The sequence below is a fragment of the Sphingobacterium sp. BIGb0116 genome, assembly GCF_024808035.1.
In the GTDB taxonomy this organism is placed as follows: Bacteria; Bacteroidota; Bacteroidia; order Sphingobacteriales; family Sphingobacteriaceae; genus Sphingobacterium; species Sphingobacterium paramultivorum.
On record NZ_JANUDT010000005.1, the window covers coordinates 156,890 to 175,722 of the forward strand.

Here is an 18,833-nt window from a genome sequence, read left to right on the forward strand (position 1 = left end):
TAATAATTCTCTTACTATTGATCAATTTCAACAGTATTTTCTTTAGCAAAATTTAACCAAAACTCGTATTTATCCGCGTTTGCTGCAGCTCCATGCGCAGCATACAGCTGCAGCAAACGATTGACAGCATAGGCGTACACGTTTTCTTCATTGGCTTGTTCATAGTAACGGATGGCTTTTGGCAAACTTTGTTTAACACCCAGTCCTTCCTCATACAAAATCCCATAATAGATAGCGGCAAATTGATTTGTGGTATCCCTTTTTAAATAACGTAATAAGTTCGCGTAATCTTGTTTTTGATAATAGATTTCTGCCATTTGCGCATCGTTGGGGATACCCGCTTTTTCAGCTTGTTTAAAGTAATCTAAAGCTAAGGCATAGTCCTGTTCCACATAGGCTCCTTCGTAATACCAATTCCCTAAGTTGCTCATGGCTTGCGCCTCTCCAAGCGCAACAGCTTGCTGATACCCTTTTAAGGCCTTCGAAATATCCAATTCAACACCATGCGCTGTCGCATATAGAAAGGCCCAGTTATTCCATGCCTGAGCATGGTTCTGCGCCATTGCCTGTTCATAGAAGAACATTCCCTTTGCGATATCCATTCCATCGTAGCCTGCATCTGTATATATATTTCCAAGGAAATATTGGCAGTCTGCACTGCCCCGATCGGCCGCTATCTTGAGCAGCCGAATGGCTTCGGGGACCTTCCCTTCAGCATCGAGCTTCTTCCCCCTTTCAAGCAGTGTGTCATTATCGAAATACTGTTCATATCCATCACCCGTGCGTTTCGTCCAGGCTTGATAAAATTGCACAAAATAGCTTTGATCACGCCCCTGTAGCTGATAACGTTCTGTATATAAATGCCCGAATGCTGTTTCGGGTATCTCTATCACATTCCGACTTAGGTCGAGATGAAAGATCTTCTCTCCCTTAAAAAGCAACAGGAGTTCGCCTGAGATTGCCTCAGGTGCTGGATAATGAAAAGGCGAACAAATATAATCGTAATGCTCACTGCAAAAGTTAAGCTTCGTATCGAAATAGCGCATTCCCGCAGGACAGTGTATGCGCATAAAATCCAAAAAGCAATGTTCGATTTTCTGATGGTCAATAGCAGGTTCAAGTAACCATTCCCCTCGATGAGCATCATAAATCCCCTGTCCTTGAGCACAGCCTACGACAAAAATATCTTTACGGTATTGCTGTATGCTATCTACAGCTACTTTATCTATCCGGCTATCCATCAGTCGAAATACCCCCTGTTCAAGCGAGTAAATCTGCCATCTTTTATTTTTGAGATAGGCAATACTTTGATAGCCATCCAAGACTATAATCCGATCAATTCCTTCATCCAAGATATTACCATCGGGTTGAATGACGGCAATTTTTGGATGTAGCTTATTGGGTTTAATCCAAAAATATCGATTGGCTAGTGGCTCCAGGCTACCTTCCAGAAAAGTCCCTAAATACTGACCGTCCATTAGGTAATATTTCCTTTTTATCGTTCCTTTTTGTTGGTTATAGAACAACTTGTTATAATCATACATAAACGGCTCGGGTACAGGTTCTGAAATAATCAATCGTCCTTCAGCCGAAAGGAGAATGTGGCTATCCCCTTGTCTTGCGTTTATAAAACCATAAGCGATCCAGTCGAGTTCATCATAGATTGCAGGTATACTCAGCTGTTTGGCATCCATATGCAGTACCCCACGTTTTCCTGCCACTTCTACTTCAGCGTAATTGTTCCCATTGATATGCCGGGCATCGAAAGCGTCGCTATATTGACAGGACAGCAGTTCAGCGCCGCTAGCATTGATATAGCCATATTGTCCATTTGATTGAACTACCGCAATCCCCTGGTCATTGAATTCAAATATCTCATCGTAAATCGCCTCAACCAAAATATCACCTTTGGCATTTTTTAATCCTTGTTTTCCTTCCGCTTCGAAAACCTCTGCTCCTTTCTCCTGCACAAGCCCTTCTGCCCATAAGCCCAAGCCATAATCAATCCAATCGGTTTGAAGAGCATCTAAAAAAGAAGTATAACCAGATTCTTTCACAAGCGGGTCCAGCGGATCTAAGGACTGTTCTTCGACCGCTTGTTCATACAAAGCGGTCTTCATTCTTATTTCCGCCACCCAATCTTTGGCCTGCTCCGCGTCATTTTCTTCATTCATGGTAAAAACATCGCGTCCATCGATCTGAAAGGCATCAAAAGGTAGCTCTTCCAAAAATTCAAACATCCGGTTGACAGGCTCAAAATATATTTTTTTATAATGCAATTGATACCTATCAGCCAACAACGCATAAAAATAGCGCAGTCGTGCGATCCCATCTTCCTTGTTTGCATAAAGCTGTGAGCCTTTGGAACGAATATGAGCAGAAAATAAAGGTAGCATCAGGATAGGAATTTCATAATTCCATTCGGCCAGATAAGAAGGATATGTTTCTTTGGTTTTGAGATTTACATTATAGATATAAATACGATGTCCCATGCGCTAATTTTTCTGTTTGTCGTTGTATCGCAGTAATCCATTCCATACGACAAGAATCATGCGAATGCTGTAAAAATACCGTATTTATCATTTTTTTTATTTAGCGGAAAACAGGGATTTTTTTCTCAGCCTATTTTAGGCAACTTTGGTTTGGATTTTGTAACAGAAAGAACAATGAATCATTTCAAATACAGTTATTATATCGGCGCATTGATACTTCTTTCATTGCAAATTGCCTGTCAGGAAAAATCAAAGCCACAGGAAGCACACCTAGCACCCGCAAAAACGACGGAAAGGCCAGTCAAAGATACTGTCTTAAAAGACACCGCATTGCCAAAACACGCCAAACTGGATAGCATTGACCATGCCAATGCGCAAAGTGTACTGGAATCTGATGAAGTCACCACAGCTTATGTAAACCTAACTTCTCGAGACAGCATCATACGCCTACATTCCAATATACGTTTAGACCATCGCTTCTTTGGCTATGAGCGGGCAGACACACAGGCTAAGAAGCTGCTTTTGTTTTCTATCTTTACCAACGATGTGGAACACAATCCATTTCAACTCAAACTGGGTGCATATTACGATACCTCTGGCTTAGACAGTAAAGGCTCAAAACTAAAATATGTGGACACAAAGGGTGATTTTGTGCAAGCTAAATTCATCGATTCGACCGATATACCGGTATGCACGATCTATTTCGAAAAAAAATGGGTCGAGATCGAATAAAAACAAGTATAACCAATTTCAAAAAAGTACAACTAACCTAAAATAACCATGAAGTTCACTATAAAAACTATTTTTCTACCCTGTATAGCATTGCTTTTTAGCTGCCAACAAAAGAATGAGGCTAAAAAAACAGCCATTGCAGTTAGTACCCCCGCCAGTATAGACACTTTACAGAAAAAGGAGGCGATGAAATCCACATCCAATGATGACTTGGCTCTTTTTAATCAGCTTTATCCGATTGATATTCTTCAGCCGGAGAGCAAAAATAGTTTCAAGAAATATGGTATCGAATTTTCAGGAATATGTTATGCCTGTGATCTTGCAGAAATCAAAATAAATAAAAAACAGCTGCTTTTGGTCAATGTCTGTGATTCCAATGAAATCTATCAGATTAAAGAATTTACCGCTATCAGCAACGACACAGGCCTAATCATAAAGACCCAGCACAATGAATTTATCTTCAAGCGAGTAGAGAAAGAGCCTATTTTCGAATTACAAATCAAAGGGGATTCGTTGTTGCTAAAGAATAAACGTATCGCAAAATACTACACCCAGAAATCTTTGATCGATCAATTTGAAGTACATGATTGTGGTGATTTTCAGGGTTAGCACCGGCTTGATTTCGTTGTTGTTCACGAATAGCAACAGATCAGGAGAATAAAACAATCCCGATTATTAATAAATGACCTTATACGAATTATTTCATTTCTGCCTGCTCCACCTGTTCTACTTATACTTCAAAATAAAACCCCGATTCAGTAAGTTCTTTATATTTTACCCTGTCAAAACTATAAATCTTCGCAGCCCTGGCACGCCGATCTTTCTGCTTATCGCTGTGGTCGATCAATAAACCCATGCTGAGGATTTTTTTTCGAAAATTCCCACGGTCAATTGACCGTTGCAAAACAGTTTCATACAAATTGTGCAAATCGGGCAAGGTAAACTGTTCGGGCAGAAGCTCAAAACCGATCGGCTGATAACGTATTTTCCCTTTGAGCCTTTCGATGGCGGTATTCAAGATCTGTTTATGGTCAAAAGCGAGGTCTTTGTTTTCATCAATGCCAAACCATTTTACAGCTTCAATATCCGCACCCGCTTCCAAGATATACGTTTCAGGCTTGACGAGCGCATAATAAGCAATGCTGATCACTCTTCCGCGCGGATCACGTGCTAAGTCTGAAAATGTATAAAGCTGTTCAAGGAAAATATCCTTTAGACCGGCCTCCTCCTGCAGTTTACGAAGCGCACAGTCGTCGGCGGTTTCTTCTTCCTGAATAAAACCGCCAGGAAAAGCCCATTTTCCCAAGAAAGGTTCTATTGCCCGTTTGGTCAATAATACCTTAAGTTGGTTTTTATCAAAGCCGAAGATCACACAGTCAACCGTTACCGCAGGCCTCGGATATTCATATACATATTTTTTTACAGAGGCAGTCATGTGCTACAAATTTACTTCGGTTGACAATTTGATCTGTATCCCATATTTTTCTTTTAAAGCATCAAACTGCAGGAGGGTTTGCTCTTCAAATCCGGCAATTGGCGACATGCAGTCTATCAATAAGGTAATACGGGAGGTGATGGACCGATCATGTTCAAAATATTCCAAAATCTGCACCGCCGAAGCCAATACGCAATGGCTTGATGCCTCTCCCGCGATATAAATGGCATCGTGTGCCCGTATTGCTTCAAGTACAGCATGGTTTACGAATTTATTACCATCATATTCGGCTTTAATAATACCATACATTTCCGTATTCGGATCCTGTCCTTTGTAAACCAAGATCGGTTTTACCTGACGCACAGCACTATGAAAATAGAGCATATTCGTAAATTGACTCTCAAGCTGTGCGCCAGAGGTCCCCTCCAGACAGTGATATGGCCAGATACACAATTGTTTTTTTCCCTCGGCTTCCAAATGCTGAAGATAATCCAGCGCTAAGGCTGTATGGCCATTCACAGCACGCCAGATACCGTCGCGGACATCAGCATAGCGAATGATGGTAAATGGCTCCGGATGATTTCCTTCCGTATCCAGCCACCAGTCGGCATGGAAAATCTGCATCATCGAATGACAATCAAGACTGCACATCACTTGTGTCAGGGAGCCCAAATTATGGTACATCCATTGTGTTAGACGCTGAACATCTGCTTTGGAACCATTGACCGCAAGACTCCCAATAGATTCCATAAAATCGTTCTGAACATCTATTGCCAAAAGCAGCGTCCGTTTCACGTCCAAAGCTGCAGGCCGGACCTGCTCCTTTTCTGCCAATGCCAGCATTGCCGGGATATTATCACTTTTGCCGCTGGCAATATGCTGCACATCGACAATCTGATCAAATGGTGTTATCATGCTATTCATTTTCTTTCATCAATATTTATTTCAACGCCGCATTTATTACGCAAAACGATGAAGCCATTAAACTTTTCTTCCAGTTAAAAATCATCTTCATTAAAGCATAGTTTTTGTCTCCTGTTAGCCGCTATGGAGTGCTTGCGTCGATTGCCATAACTAGCCGATTGCCTTAACTAGTTAAAATTAACCCTTGAACGTAGGCACTGCTGCAAACTTGTGCGCAGATTGTTGTATACGTTTACGAATAAGTTCATCTATAACCGGGTTGCCCGATGTACCTTTCAAAATAAACCCATCGATTTGCGCATAAGTCATTCCCAGTTCATCTTCATCTGTCTGTCCTTCCCAAAGGCCTGCAGACGGACTTTTATACTGAATAGATTCGGGTACGCCCAGGTATTTTGCCAAGGTATATACTTCCTGTTTGGTAACCATTGCCAACGGATTCAGATCGTAGGCGCCGTCGCCCCATTTCGTAAAATAACCGACTGTAGCTTCGGCCATATTTCCCGTACCAATAACAAATCTGCTGCCCAGTTGCGCAAATTGATACAAATACGTCATGCGAACACGTGGGCGAATATTTGCAAGGCTCAAGGCGCGGTTAGCGGCTGTGGCTTCTGCGACAAATTGTTCTTGATGAATTGCCAACGCATCAACAGCAGACTGAATGTCAAACACATGAAACGGAAAATCAAACTTCTGAATAAGCTCCATCGCATGATGATGACTTTTACTATTATTCATATCGCTGCCATAGGGCATCATGACCAAGTGAACATCTACTTGTGCCAGACGGCATAAGCAGGCCACAACACTGCAGTCGATACCACCGCTCATTCCTAATACAAGTCCCTGACGGCCTGCAGATTTCACTTTCTGAGCAATCCAGGATGCCATCAATTGTGCATACTGTGCAACGTTTTCATCCTGGATGAAAAACGGTTTGTTTACGCTATTTTCCATATACTCGAATTGTTTCAGTTTTCAATCTATTCCTTATTTCTTCAAAACGCGTTGTGTGTGTAAATTCACCGTCCAAATAACAGGTTTGGAGTAGGTTTCTACTTTCCAGTTCAGCTATAGTTTTTGGATTCAGGTTGTCTATTAAACGAAATTCATCATTTTCGAATACCACAGCCACCATACCCTTTTGTGACTTCTTAAAGTTTCCGGTATCTGTAGCCGGACGTTTCTGAATTGCTTTAAATTCTCCATTGACAATTTCGGCAGTTCCTTTTAACGCAAAACCAAAAGTATCGCGTGTAACATATTGATAGGTATAAGAGCCTATTCCCAATATGGTATTGGTGGAAGCAAAGCCCTTATCGAGCAGACCTTGACATATTTTGTCGGCTCTATCCACCGTAATGGAATCGCCATAAACCACTCCGATATGTGGATCCAGCTCCTTAAATCCCTTGCTGTTGGTCGTACCGCCAAAAAGTTCAAATAAACGTTCGACGATACCTTTCCGAACGGTACTGCGATCAGATGCCACATCACCACAGATAATTTTTACAGGATCGCCACTATCGGGTCGAATAACAACTTTTCCTTCCCTAGCCATAATAAGATCTTTCAGTTTCGGCAATACGTTGTCAACTACATTCCAGAGGTCATAGGTATCCGATACGATGGAAATATTTCCACTTGGGTATACCTTGGTGATCAGATGCCGAAATGCTTCCACTTCATCCTCGCCATAAGAACACATCACACTGTGCTCCGTAGACGGGGTGTACATCATCACATCACTTTTTGCATGATAGTAGGATTTCAGATATTCCCTAACGGAAAGCGTAGCTGAGACACCGAAGCTCAATAAATGCCCCCCAGCTGTACGATAAGCCGTTTCAGGAGAGCCCATGCCACGCATGGAAAAATCACCAGCTTGGGTAAAGACTTTATTGACGTCGCTCGTTTTCTCGGCAAAACCCGTCAATAATCTTTTATAGCGATCTGCGATTGTCGCTGCTGTCATCGGTGACCAGATATAGGCCGATAATTGTGTTTCCAGATAACCCGGAAGCCAGAAAAAATTGGGATGTGTATTTTCAATGGTAAACATTGGCACGCCAATAGGCACCAGGCTACCTTCCGGCAAAGCATTTACTTTAATTGGAAGGTACCCCAGCCGATGTAAGTCGCGAATATGTTTCGATTCATGCATCGATGCGAACTTTGCGTTTGTATTTTCAAAAACGGCTGCGATTGCCTCTTCGTAAGCCGCCACGACCTCTTCTTCCGGTTGAGCAAAAAAGTTTGCATCAAATGAATTCGTGATTTCGGCCAAGGCCCCCTGTAATCCAAAAAATACAACATGACTAATGCCTTCTATGCGGGACATGCGTGGCGTCCAAGTCTCATAAACCCATTGCGTATGCGCAGGGTATTGATCCTTATGGCACAATTTATAACCATCTGTCCAAAGTATTGGATTCATGCTCATTGATTTAAACATAGCTTTCAGTCGTTAAGTTGATATAATTTATTTTGGGGTGCTTGGTATCCATCATAGAATTGGTGGTAAAGACGTTGGTTATCGGTGAATCATCATCCAGCAGATTCCCTTTAAAAATTCGGGGTTCGCAATGTGTGACCAAAAGATAGACTGCACTGGCTCCCATTTCTTTCAATATTTTCCCGGCCCAAAGAAATGTTCCCCCTGCCGAACACAGGTCATCGACAATAATACATTTTGCGCCGAGCGGAATATCTCCGGCCTTAAGTTCCATCCCTTCGATCCGGCCTGTTTGTGGGTTCCGCTTTTTCTCAAAAACACAGCTATTTTCATAGCCACTGTTGATGTAACGTGCCGCGGCTCCCTTATCCGGGAAAACAATCCGATCTGATTCCGAAAAATCAAGTTTTTCCATTAATTGTGGCAACCAGTCCAATGCCGGATAAAGCCCACCACTGTTCGCCAGTAGCTCCAGCGTCACATTGGAATGTGGTTCGACAACAGATACCGTATCAAATTGCAAACTATTGATAAACTCCGACACATATTTCAATGTGAATAAATCACCTTCAATTTTGCGATCCATACGGCTATAAGGCATATAACGGATCAGTAACCGACAAGTTTCAGCTTCGGTTTCATCCAATCGCTTTTTGACAAAAAGCAAGCGGATTAAATCCCCATCCTCCTGATAAGTAAATTCAATGAGATTGTTCTTTAAGATCAACTGATCAAAATCTTTCACTTTTGTCTCCCCATTTGGAAATTGCTCTGTGACTATCTGATGCTTATTTAATACAATCATAGCTTTTAATTTTGCTTTCTACTATTGAGTACTTTTTACTCAACAAATATGAAGATTAAATTTAAGCTTGCAAAATATATTGAGTACTTTTTACTCATAAAATCAAAAAACAATACATAAAATACTGACTATAAGTTAAATAATTTAAATAAAACTGCGTGACGCAAAATTCATCCCCCATTTCTAAATAGTGAACATGAAACTGATTTCCTGATTAGCGTATAGCTAATCAAGATAAGTATTAGATCGAAACATACGCATACCAAGTTGTATCTAATAACAATTTTTAATCAATACTTAGACAGTGATCATTCATTGATTATACAGTATATACTGAGTCATCACTGAACAAGCACTGAACGATCACTGAACAAGCACTGAACAAACAATGTTAAAAAGTAAAATTTGATACCACTCGGATCCCTGTTTGCTAGTACAGCTTCCCGCTCTTTGTTTGATTAACGGGTAGAAAGAAAAACACGTACTACAAGACAGAAAAATGTGATGGAAATGTTGACTGCACAGGCCTATAGGAAATGTTCAGGTGATAAAAAACCGCTGAGAGACAGTTTCAATAAAAATTAGCTGATTATAGGGATTGAAATTTTGCGATAAAACATGATCTTTGTCTATACCAAAGTCACAAAATTCTTTGTCAGCCCACAATGTGCTAACAAAGAATTTGAATTACTTAAGCATAAAGCATGGAATTAGCCAATCTTATCAAACAGGATATTGAGTCAATTTTACAGATTGAATCTCAAGACATCAGACAATTGGTCGAGGACTATCGCGAAGACTTAATGGATGCGGAGACCTATGACGCCATCGATGCGTACAATATGTTATATTCGAATATTTACGAAATGTCGGAGGAAGAATACCTGGATGCTTTTCGTACATTAGGAGAAGCTTATCCAAACTTTGGCAAGGCCGATGAAAATGACGTCCAAAAATCAATCGCTGAATTAGAACGATTAAAACATGCTTTTAATGAACTACAACTCCATACAACAGAAGGCAAACAGCTTCTAGCATTACAATTAGCGGTTTTGGAACTGGATATTCAGGTCTATCAAAAACAAATCTTATCGCCGACTACACTTGAGATACAAGCTGAGATCAACTTACTGGAAACCGAATCGTTTGGATTAACCAATCAGATCAATCAGTTTTTAGAACAATACCACGATTAGTCATGCTATCATTTTATCCAATGAATCGCTTAGGGTTAAAAACAGGTCTTTGCCTTCTTTACTTACTAGCCGGTCTTGCAACATCGTTGTTTGCATATCAAAACAAGATCTCTTTTCAGTCACAGCAGCAGACAGGAAACAGACTACCCTTTTACATTACGGACCAAGGGACGCTTTGTTATAATTTGCCTGTCGACACGATGGGCGTATACGCTATACAGATCAATCTCAACAGACTTTTCCCGACCGCAACGGCAGAGCATCTTCGTTCAAAATATTATGAACTATCAGACAGCACAATAACAATAATCAACTATGCCGAACCGGCTACCGCCATCAACTATAGGGTTACTGATAACAACTTTGTCATATCCAAATCCTCCAATTGGCTCGCGGACTATCAACCTGAATTTCAATTCATCGCTTTGGACAGTCTCAGACACATGGAGAACTTATTCGACACGAACGATTTGGACGGCCTAATGCAGGTGGAAGCAACCAAGCTCCCTTTTGAAAATATACTTTTATTTTTTAGTCAGCTGCATGGATTTTCCACGGTAGAAGAATTTAGCAGCAATGCCATTCATCGGATTTTAGAAAAGGATCAGTATGCTATTGCCAAACAATTTCATCACTTATTTCTGACCAGAAACAGACAAGTCGATGATTTCGAAATACTGAAGGCGGCAATAGAAAAAAACGACATGGATTTTATCCGTAAAAGCTCTTTAAATAGTCTGAACCGTCTGGGTATAGATGAAGTTAAAGCGGATTATAGCTTCACACAATGTACACTACTAGGAAAAGCGATCTTAATGAAAAACAACATAGCCATAGAGTATCTTTTGCAGAAAGGTGCCGCCAAAGATAAAGTATATCAGTATGAATCCGACGTATTATCTGCTTTTCAACTCGCCGAAAGGAGCAAATCAAAGAAAATCATTAAACTATTTCAGTAAATCATAAATAAAACAATGAAAAAGACACTTATTTACCTGATATCTCTTGTTAGTTATCTTGTGATCACCGCAGCGCTGACATTGCCAGTTCATGCGCAAAAAAAGCCAGTGGTTCCCAAGCAATCGAATGCTAATTCAAAACTACCCCAGTTCAACGATGGCGATATGATCTTTCAGTCTTCTATTTCACCGCAATGCAAGGCCATCCAATTAGCAACGCGTTCTCCGTATTCCCATTGTGGGATTATTTTTTACGAGCAGGGCAAACCTTACGTACTGGAAGCCGTACAGCCCGTAACTGTAACTAAGTTAGAACACTGGATTCAGCGTGGCGAAAAGCAGCATTACGCGGTCAAGCGCCTCAAAAATGCTGACCAGGTACTGACCAATTCGAAACTAGCCAAAATGAAAGCAATCGGCAAAGATTTTCTCGGAAAAAATTACGACGCGACATTCGAATGGTCAGACGATAAGATCTACTGCTCGGAATTGATCTGGAAAATATACCAGCGTGGAGTAGGCATCGAAGTTGGGAAGCTTGAAAAACTGAAAGATTTTGATTTAAGCAGCCCCGAAGTGAAAACTAAGCTGAAAGAACGTTATGGTAACAATGTTCCGCTGAATGAAACGGTCATATCACCCGCCTCAATTTTTAATAGTCCATTGTTGATTACGGTGACGAGTAATTATTAAGCGAGCTCGCCTCCTATTTTTGAAGCTGAACGGCATTTCCACCATTAAATTTACTTTCTTCGGCTGCATCTATAAATGCGCATATTGCCAGGGTTTCCATTTCGTCAACCGGACTTACACCCGTTTCGAAAAACGGAAGGATCTTATCCAACAATGGGCCGTACCCCATAAATTGTCCCAAATGGACAATCTGATCTTTCAAAAAAACCGTTCCACCAAAATCATCCTTCCCCTCGCGAATACCCCGAAGTGAGGCAATTCTTCCATCCGCCCACTCCCCAACATAAAACGAAGTACCCTGTTCCTGAATAGTTTTTACCGAGCGGCATCCCGGTCCCATCAATGCAAATAACATTTCGACCCCATGGATGCCATACCAATACAGATCCTTATGCGAAGGTTCCGTTACTGCCGGACAATAGACATCTGCGCCTATTACCTTAGTCCTATCCAACTCCTGAAGACCGGTAATATAACGCAGGGAGCTTGATGAAAAAACAGGGCAACCGTAGTTTTTTGCCGCTTCAAAAATTTTAAAAGCGTCCCTATAGGAATTCGCTATTGGTTTATCGATAAATAAAGGTTTTTTAGCTTTGATTACTTGAAGTGCCTGCTCCAGATGAAGATTTCCATCATTTGTCTCCAAAAACACATAGTCTACTTTTTTCAATAGCTCGGCAATACTTGATACAATCGAAACACCGAGCTGTTGCACTTCCGCTGTAATTTTCGGAATACGCTCGATACTTAAGGGAATTGTTTTGCTTCCATAGGGATAAGCCGCAACAACCCTGTATTTTCCGTAGGGATGATTGCTAGCAGCTGTATTAATCGCTCTTGTAAAAGCAACAGCGTGTGTAATGTCTAGCCCAATGATCCCAATCTTTTTTACGTTATCATGCCTCGAGAACACCGTGTTATTCGCATTAACGGCATAGGATAATCCAAATGCAAAGGAGGACATCAAGAATTTTTTTCTATTCATTTGATTCATTCAAAAGAGAAATAGCTGCATTGACCAAAACAGCTATTGATGTTTCGAAAGCCTTTTCATCCAGATTGAACTGTGGATTATGAAGGCCATGTTGTGTGGTAGAATCGTCATTATTTGTACCTATCAACATAAACAATGCGGGATAACGATAAGAATAATAAGCAAAATCCTCCGCTGCCATCCAGATTTCGAGATCTTGTGGCACACTATTCCCCATCGTCTCCGCGATAATTGTTTTGACTTTTTGCGTTAACGCGGGATCATTATAAAGCGCGGGATAACCATGCCGGACTTCAACTTCTACCTTTGCACCAAGCGACACGGGAAGCGTTGCCGCTATTTCAGCAACCATTTCCAGCGCCTCCTTGCGCCATACCTCATCCATTGTACGAAATGTTCCGGCTAATTTAACTTCCTCAGGAATAACATTGGCAGCGCCATCTCCAATAAAACGACCAAAGGTCAATACAGACGGTACATCAGGGTTGGCTTTCCGACTGACAACTTGCTGTAATGTGGTGAGTAACTGCGCGCCGATCATAATGGGATCAACAGCCCGATGTGGCTCCGCAGCATGGCCGCCACGTCCCTTAATGGTGAAATAGAACTCGTCGCTCGAGGCCATAAATCGCCCGGAACGTAAACCGACTTTTCCTACAGAAACACGGGGACTTACATGTAAACCCAGCACAGCTTTAATCGTTCCACCAAAAGATTCCAGAATCCCGGATTCCAAAACCTGAATCGCTCCGCCAGGAATCTTTTCCTCAGCAGGCTGAAATAGCAAAACAATTTTACCGGAAAACTCCGTTTTATAATCATTTAATATAGACGCTGCCCCCAATAGATTAGCCGTATGAAAATCATGGCCACAAGCATGCATGACACCACTATTCTTCGATTTATATCCCACATCATTTTGCTCGTCTATCGGTAAAGCATCAATATCTGCCCGTAATACCACAATATCATCACTCGCCGATTTTTGACCGGTCAGTACAGCCACAACACCTGTTTGAGCGACAATCTCAAATGGTATACCCAACTCACTGAGTTGTTGCTGAATATAGGCGCTTGTCTCATATTCTTGAAAAGACAATTCAGGATGCTGATGGATATGTCGGCGTATTGCAACGATTTTCGGAAAAATGTTCTCTATCTTGGCATTTAATTCTTTCAGTATTGGGTCGATCATCTGGGTAAGTTTTAAAAGTATAACACTTCAACAAGTTAAGCTAAAAATAACGTACATAAAAATAGAGCACCAACACCGTTATAATTATCCACCATAGGGTCGGATTTCGAAATCCACGGTAAGCGGCTTTATCTTGATCCGGCACCTGAAAAGACTCGCCCGTCAACACAAGATTTTTTAACCTTGCTTCTGAGACCGCAGGTGTCAACAAACTGACTACTGCGCAAGCAATCATACAAGTCCAGAATACAATACCTGTTCTATTAAAAAACGGCATTTCAGGTAAGGTGTATTCCAAAAGTAAAGAAAGGGGAATTGTCAATAAACCTGCTGTCAAAGCACCCTGCGATGTGGTTCTTTTCCAAAACACCCCCATTAAAAACATCGTTGCAATACCTGGCGTAAAAAGACCGTATAGATTCATCAAATAAAGGAAAACTGGTTTATCCGAATAACTGATCAGTACAACCGCACTCATGATTCCGAGCACGATAATAGCGACTCCGGCGCGCTTACCAAAACGGACTGCTTCGTAGTCACTTGCATTTTTATTAATATACTGGCTATAGATATCGACGGTCAGAATCGTTGTACAGGAATTGATCGCTCCTGAAATATGGGACATGATGGCCGAAATTAACCCTGCCATCACCAAGCCAACAAGACCTTTGGGCAATAAGATTTCCACGAGTGTCGCAAACAGTAAATCGGGCTGATCGAGATGCGGCAGGAATTTTGGAGCCACCAATGCTGGAATAGTAATAATCAAGGGAACCAAAAATTTAAGATAGTCACCAAAGATGACACCCATGCGCCCATGCCATTCATTTTTTGCCGCCAATACGCGCTGCACAATAAATTGGTTCGTAGCACAATAAAACACGCTGATACACAACAGTCCGCCTAAATACATGGTCCAGGGAAAGTCAGGGTCAGATGCAGGATAAAACATTTTCCAATCCTTGGAGGATTCTACCACAGACTGAAAACCTCCTGCCGCATCAATGGTAGCAAAAGTTAACACTATTCCACCCAGCACCAAAATGACAAGCTGTACCATCTCCGTCCATATCACCGCTTTTAGGCCGCCTAAAACGGTATATAAACCGGTCAAAATTGCCATTCCAAAAATACTGTATAAAATAGGAATGCCGAATAAAGCGTGCAGCGACAGACCGCCCAAATAAAGAACGGCCCCAATCTCCACAAAAACATAGGTAAACAAGATCAAAATAGCGTACAACACGCGGGTAGCGTTGCCGTATCTTTTTTCGAGGTATTCAGGAATCGTATAGAAACCGTTGCGGATATAAAAAGGGAGAAAGATCCATAATAATGCATTAAAACCGATTAGAATCGCTCCCCATTCCAGGGTAATCGCGACAAAACCGCGACTATAAGCAGCCCCCATAGCGCCAACGAGATGATGGCTGCTGATATTTGCGGCGATGATACTTCCGCCAATCATCCACCAGGGCAGCTTATCACCCGCAAGAAAATAATCCCGCTTCGAGGCGGAGTTTTTTTTCGAAGCGTATAAGCCCAATACCACTATACCAATAATATATACGGCAAAAATAACGACATCAATCCAATCGAGTTTCATCGGTCAATAATGTTTGAATTCCTAATTTAGTTTGTTCAATAAGTATTTCAAGACCGCCGCTGGCATAGGGGCTTTGCCACACAGCATAAATATCCTTATCATAAAGCTCCTTCGGTGCGAGATACCCCACATAGCCATTCGCGATATTGATAAAAACGATCGTATGATCTGGAAATTGGGCTCTCACTTCGATTTGATAACGGGAATAGGCTTCATTGGCCTGCGCCACCAACACAGCATCTCCCATTTTCCAGATCCACACCGGAATAATAGCTTCCTGTTGATCTCCAATGGATTTACGGGTATTATATTTCCGCCAAAGGCGATCTTTCATAACACGATCCGTACAGCGTTCGTATTCACTCAAAATTGCTTCGGGACTAGGCAGTTTTTTGTAAGGCACTTTGACGGATAATACCCTTTGCTTAAAATCGATTGGAGCGGTCTGTTCCCGAAATCCCCAACAAGCCAATGGAGCCCCCGAAATCAAGGATTCCTTAAAAACCCAGTTTTTATGACTATGCTGTTCCTGCGCCAGCGTCGCGAGAACAGCATAACCCAACTGCTTTCCGTTGGCTTCGACCAGTGCTGGATCCTTTACATACTGTCTCCGTGGAGCTAAATCACCTGATGCGCCCTGTAAAAAAAGACAAGGCACGGATAACGAGCGCTCTACTGTATTTCGCATTTCGCCGACAAAATCGGGCGAGAGCAGATCGTTCTCGTGAGCAAAGCTGGTTGGGTGGCAGGCATAATTACAAATAACCGCTTTTAAGCTTTCAGTTTCATCATACAACCGTCCGACCAACAAGGTTGTATCTGCTTCTTTCAATGGATTGTAACCAATCAGATAATGAGAATCCACTTCCAGATCGCGGTTGCTGGCCAAATCGCATACACCATAGTTCCAGGTTAGACTTCCCTTAAATAGCCCATTTTGTGCCATTTCAACACAAGATATCGCCTGCTGTTTGAGGAATTCAAGGTAAGGCAAAATCAGTTCACCTCCAGGTTCCGCAGCATCTGTCGAACAGATACTAGGCCCCGCATGGGTATGCGATAGCGCAAAAATCAGCTGCGATTCAGCCAGATTAAAATGACTGAGCAATGCTAATCGCAAATTTTGTTCATCAGCGGCATTTTTCCACCAGCCTAAATCAGCTGTTAGCAGGATTGCTGGCAAGCCATCGCAGGATTGCATATATAGACAATGCATCATCAAAGGTTGATGAACAGCGGTTGCCCGGTCAAATGCAGCTGCCCCCCAATTACGGGAATAGATGCCGATCGGTGGAGTAATATCACATTGGCTAAGTCCAAATCTTCCGTACAAACTACCCGTCGTTTCTTTCAAGAGGTCTTTCTGTTGCATACGTTAAGGTCTAATCAAAGACAGTCCACCATCCATCACAATTGCGGTACCAGTCATATGTTTACAATTGTCCGAACAGATCCATAGCACCTGTTTAGCAACCTCTTCAGCTTCTATAATCTGGCCAAGTGGCACCACAGCCTTTGCTTTCATTTGAAGTTCGGCGTTTGATGACCAGACCACTTTGCTCAACCCGGCATTGACATAGCCTGGTGCAATTTCGTTGACACGAATTCCGTGTGATGCATATTCAAGAGCCATGGCCTGACAAAGCATACGCAAGCCCGCCTTAGAGACACTATAGGCTGGTAAATTTTGATGTACGGCATGTGCAGCCCAGCTACCCATAAAAATGATCGAGCCCGCAAGCTCAGTCTCCACAAATGACTTTGCACAGGCATTCGCCAGGAAGAATGAACCGTCGAGATTAACGGCCATTTCATTCTTCCATTCCTCGTTGCTTAACGTGCTGAAATCTTTAATAGTGACACATGCGGCATTCGCGATACAGATGGATATTGCGCCCAACTCCTGCCTTATGCGTTTCACCCAGGCGTCCACCTGCCTGGCATCCGCTACATCGACCTGATCATAAAACAGACGCGCTCCAGCGTCATCCAACAAGGACCATCGCTCTCTCGCCGCCTGTGGTTCAAACCGATCCGAGATGCATACAATTGCCTGCTGGGTCAAAAATGCTTCAGCCATAGCCCTTCCGATATCACCAAGTCCCCCACTGATCAATACGACTTTATTCTTATATTCCTCCATTATCGCTATTTTTAGACTACCAATCCCCTACACTACCGTCTTTATAGAAGGTTCGCTGCAATATTTCCTGTTGAAAAGGATGCTTCTTTACCTCTTCTTCATTGATTTCAATACCCAAACCAGCACGCTTATTCGGCAGAACAATCCGCCCTTTCTCTTGAACTGTAAACCCTTCGGTAACCACGTCCTGGCGCCATTCAACGTCCTTATGCACACTTTCGCAAATAATATAGGATGGTGTTGCAAATCCCAGCTCAATGGAGGCGGCCGTACTCACAGGTCCCTGAGGGTTATGTGGCGCCATAGATACACGGTAAGCATCAGCCAAAGCTGCGATCTTACGCGCTTCAGAGAGACCGCCACAATGGGTAATATCAGGTTGAATCACACTCACTGCCCGCTTCTCGAGCATATCCCGAAATGCATGCACTCCGATCAAACGTTCGCCTGAAGCAATAGGTGTCGTCACTGCCCGTTGAATCAAGGCAATATCTTCCATGGTCTCTGGCCAGCATGGCTCTTCAAAGAAATACAGGCCGTAAGGCTCCAATGCTTTCGCAAATTGCATCCCCATACGTGGGCTTGGCCGCGCATGGCAATCCACCATAATATCAATATCGTCGCCAACAGCGTCACGCATCGCCTTCACGCAAGCTTCAGCATATTTAATTGGACGAAGACCTTCCAAAGACATTGTCTCTGGGACAGCCATCGATTTAAAAGCGGTAAAACCCTCGTCAACAGCTTTCAGTGCAAGATCACCAAATCGCTTGGCATCATCCGGAGCAGTCTCATAAAAATCTTCCATGCGACCTCCACCTAAATGACAATACAAACGGATATAATCACGCACACGGCCTCCCCACAACTCGTGACAAGGGACATTGTGAATTTTACCTAGAATATCCCATAAGGCGATGTCGATACCACTGATGGCCGTGCCACGAACGATCCCGTTTCCATGCCAGAAGTGTTGTCTATACATCATCTGCCACAGGTATTCAATACGACGCGGATCTTCACCGATCAACAATTGAGAAATATCTTTGATTGCTCCGACCACACTTTGCGTATGCCATTCCAAGGTGGCTTCGCCCCAGCCCCAAAGTCCGGGCTGATCGGTAATAATTTTGACAAAAATCCAATTTCGCATGCGCGCATGGCACACAAAGGTTTCAATAGCGGTTATTTTCATAGTTAG

17 protein-coding genes are annotated in these 18,833 nt (G+C 42.4%); 5 read left to right on the forward strand and 12 right to left on the reverse strand.

Annotated features, from left to right (window positions below; genetic code table 11):
• Positions 1 to 14: 14 nt before the first annotated feature.
• On the reverse strand, positions 15 to 2,492 hold the full coding sequence (locus tag M2419_RS13705) for an SEL1-like repeat protein (protein ID WP_259255257.1): 2,478 nt from the start codon (positions 2,490 to 2,492) through the stop codon (positions 15 to 17).
• 174 nt (positions 2,493 to 2,666) lie between these two features.
• Between M2419_RS13705 and M2419_RS13710 the strand changes: the two genes are divergently transcribed.
• Together M2419_RS13710 and M2419_RS13715 are read left to right on the forward strand one after the other, a co-directional pair.
• Positions 2,667 to 3,224, forward strand: coding sequence for a hypothetical protein (locus M2419_RS13710; RefSeq protein ID WP_153847395.1), 558 nt, complete (start codon positions 2,667 to 2,669; stop codon positions 3,222 to 3,224).
• Between the two features lie 48 nt (positions 3,225 to 3,272).
• Positions 3,273 to 3,833, forward strand: coding sequence for a hypothetical protein (locus M2419_RS13715; RefSeq protein ID WP_159728789.1), 561 nt, complete (start codon positions 3,273 to 3,275; stop codon positions 3,831 to 3,833).
• A 121-nt stretch (positions 3,834 to 3,954) separates the two neighbouring features.
• Here M2419_RS13715 and M2419_RS13720 read toward each other — a convergent pair whose 3' ends face one another.
• From M2419_RS13720 to M2419_RS13740, 5 genes are all read right to left on the reverse strand, one after another.
• Positions 3,955 to 4,659 (reverse strand): NrtR DNA-binding winged helix domain-containing protein, encoded by a 705-nt coding sequence (locus tag M2419_RS13720; protein WP_153847393.1) that lies wholly within the window; start codon positions 4,657 to 4,659, stop codon positions 3,955 to 3,957.
• A 3-nt stretch (positions 4,660 to 4,662) separates the two neighbouring features.
• Positions 4,663 to 5,574, reverse strand: coding sequence for a hypothetical protein (locus tag M2419_RS13725; RefSeq protein WP_153847392.1), 912 nt, complete (start codon positions 5,572 to 5,574; stop codon positions 4,663 to 4,665).
• A gap of 186 nt (positions 5,575 to 5,760) precedes the next feature.
• On the reverse strand, positions 5,761 to 6,543 hold the full coding sequence (gene nadE, locus M2419_RS13730; RefSeq protein ID WP_153847391.1) for an NAD(+) synthase: 783 nt from the start codon (positions 6,541 to 6,543) through the stop codon (positions 5,761 to 5,763).
• A complete protein-coding gene (locus tag M2419_RS13735; protein WP_227550281.1) occupies positions 6,533 to 8,023 on the reverse strand; it encodes a nicotinate phosphoribosyltransferase in 1,491 nt (496 codons plus the stop codon). Before M2419_RS13735 ends, nadE begins: the two co-directional genes overlap by 11 nt.
• 10 nt (positions 8,024 to 8,033) lie before the next feature.
• Positions 8,034 to 8,846, reverse strand: a complete 813-nt coding sequence (locus M2419_RS13740) for a ribose-phosphate pyrophosphokinase (protein WP_153847389.1) — start codon at positions 8,844 to 8,846, stop codon at positions 8,034 to 8,036.
• A gap of 704 nt (positions 8,847 to 9,550) precedes the next feature.
• On the opposite strand from M2419_RS13740, the gene M2419_RS13745 reads away from it, so the two are divergent.
• From M2419_RS13745 to M2419_RS13755, 3 genes are read left to right on the forward strand one after another with little or no spacing between them, the layout of a single operon-like run.
• Positions 9,551 to 10,042: a hypothetical protein gene (locus M2419_RS13745; protein ID WP_153847388.1), complete on the forward strand. Its 492-nt coding sequence runs from the start codon at positions 9,551 to 9,553 to the stop codon at positions 10,040 to 10,042.
• 2 nt (positions 10,043 to 10,044) lie between these two features.
• Complete coding sequence (locus tag M2419_RS13750) at positions 10,045 to 11,001, forward strand: hypothetical protein (protein WP_153847387.1); 957 nt, start codon at positions 10,045 to 10,047, stop codon at positions 10,999 to 11,001.
• 15 nt (positions 11,002 to 11,016) lie between these two features.
• Positions 11,017 to 11,694, forward strand: coding sequence for a YiiX family permuted papain-like enzyme (locus M2419_RS13755; RefSeq protein WP_153847386.1), 678 nt, complete (start codon positions 11,017 to 11,019; stop codon positions 11,692 to 11,694).
• A gap of 13 nt (positions 11,695 to 11,707) precedes the next feature.
• On the opposite strand, the gene M2419_RS13760 is transcribed toward M2419_RS13755, so the two are convergent.
• The 6 genes from M2419_RS13760 to dgoD are packed head-to-tail and all read right to left on the reverse strand — an operon-like array spanning position 11,708 to position 18,827.
• On the reverse strand, positions 11,708 to 12,679 hold the full coding sequence (locus M2419_RS13760) for a Gfo/Idh/MocA family oxidoreductase (protein ID WP_227550280.1): 972 nt from the start codon (positions 12,677 to 12,679) through the stop codon (positions 11,708 to 11,710).
• A complete protein-coding gene (locus M2419_RS13765; protein ID WP_259255258.1) occupies positions 12,672 to 13,883 on the reverse strand; it encodes a M20 family metallopeptidase in 1,212 nt (403 codons plus the stop codon). Before M2419_RS13765 ends, M2419_RS13760 begins: the two co-directional genes overlap by 8 nt.
• 40 nt (positions 13,884 to 13,923) lie before the next feature.
• Positions 13,924 to 15,489 carry an SLC5 family protein gene (locus M2419_RS13770; RefSeq protein ID WP_153847384.1) on the reverse strand — a complete coding sequence of 522 codons (1,566 nt, stop codon included), beginning with the start codon at positions 15,487 to 15,489 and terminating at the stop codon, positions 13,924 to 13,926.
• Entirely contained in the window at positions 15,470 to 16,861 is a 1,392-nt protein-coding gene (locus M2419_RS13775; RefSeq protein ID WP_153847383.1) for a hypothetical protein, read from the reverse strand. The genes M2419_RS13770 and M2419_RS13775 overlap by 20 nt, the downstream gene beginning before the upstream one ends.
• Before the next feature lie 3 nt (positions 16,862 to 16,864).
• Complete coding sequence (locus tag M2419_RS13780; RefSeq protein ID WP_259255259.1) at positions 16,865 to 17,632, reverse strand: SDR family NAD(P)-dependent oxidoreductase; 768 nt, start codon at positions 17,630 to 17,632, stop codon at positions 16,865 to 16,867.
• A gap of 16 nt (positions 17,633 to 17,648) precedes the next feature.
• Positions 17,649 to 18,827 carry a galactonate dehydratase gene (gene dgoD, locus M2419_RS13785; protein ID WP_075991901.1) on the reverse strand — a complete coding sequence of 393 codons (1,179 nt, stop codon included), beginning with the start codon at positions 18,825 to 18,827 and terminating at the stop codon, positions 17,649 to 17,651.
• Between the last annotated feature and the right edge of the window lie 6 nt (positions 18,828 to 18,833).

Excerpts from the sequence above, each read along its gene's own strand:
- M2419_RS13705 (WP_259255257.1), bottom strand. The coding sequence starts at position 2,492 with ATGGGACATCGTATTTATATCTATAATGTAAATCTCAAAACCAAAGAA.
- M2419_RS13710 (WP_153847395.1), top strand. The coding sequence starts at position 2,667 with ATGAATCATTTCAAATACAGTTATTATATCGGCGCATTGATACTTCTT.
- M2419_RS13715 (WP_159728789.1), top strand. The coding sequence starts at position 3,273 with ATGAAGTTCACTATAAAAACTATTTTTCTACCCTGTATAGCATTGCTT.
- M2419_RS13720 (WP_153847393.1), bottom strand. The coding sequence starts at position 4,659 with ATGACTGCCTCTGTAAAAAAATATGTATATGAATATCCGAGGCCTGCG.
- M2419_RS13725 (WP_153847392.1), bottom strand. The coding sequence starts at position 5,574 with ATGATAACACCATTTGATCAGATTGTCGATGTGCAGCATATTGCCAGC.
- nadE (WP_153847391.1), bottom strand. The coding sequence starts at position 6,543 with ATGGAAAATAGCGTAAACAAACCGTTTTTCATCCAGGATGAAAACGTT.
- M2419_RS13735 (WP_227550281.1), bottom strand. The coding sequence starts at position 8,023 with ATGAATCCAATACTTTGGACAGATGGTTATAAATTGTGCCATAAGGAT.
- M2419_RS13740 (WP_153847389.1), bottom strand. The coding sequence starts at position 8,846 with ATGATTGTATTAAATAAGCATCAGATAGTCACAGAGCAATTTCCAAAT.
- M2419_RS13745 (WP_153847388.1), top strand. The coding sequence starts at position 9,551 with ATGGAATTAGCCAATCTTATCAAACAGGATATTGAGTCAATTTTACAG.
- M2419_RS13750 (WP_153847387.1), top strand. The coding sequence starts at position 10,045 with ATGCTATCATTTTATCCAATGAATCGCTTAGGGTTAAAAACAGGTCTT.
- M2419_RS13755 (WP_153847386.1), top strand. The coding sequence starts at position 11,017 with ATGAAAAAGACACTTATTTACCTGATATCTCTTGTTAGTTATCTTGTG.
- M2419_RS13760 (WP_227550280.1), bottom strand. The coding sequence starts at position 12,679 with ATGAATAGAAAAAAATTCTTGATGTCCTCCTTTGCATTTGGATTATCC.
- M2419_RS13765 (WP_259255258.1), bottom strand. The coding sequence starts at position 13,883 with ATGATCGACCCAATACTGAAAGAATTAAATGCCAAGATAGAGAACATT.
- M2419_RS13770 (WP_153847384.1), bottom strand. The coding sequence starts at position 15,489 with ATGAAACTCGATTGGATTGATGTCGTTATTTTTGCCGTATATATTATT.
- M2419_RS13775 (WP_153847383.1), bottom strand. The coding sequence starts at position 16,861 with ATGCAACAGAAAGACCTCTTGAAAGAAACGACGGGTAGTTTGTACGGA.
- M2419_RS13780 (WP_259255259.1), bottom strand. The coding sequence starts at position 17,632 with ATGGAGGAATATAAGAATAAAGTCGTATTGATCAGTGGGGGACTTGGT.
- dgoD (WP_075991901.1), bottom strand. The coding sequence starts at position 18,827 with ATGAAAATAACCGCTATTGAAACCTTTGTGTGCCATGCGCGCATGCGA.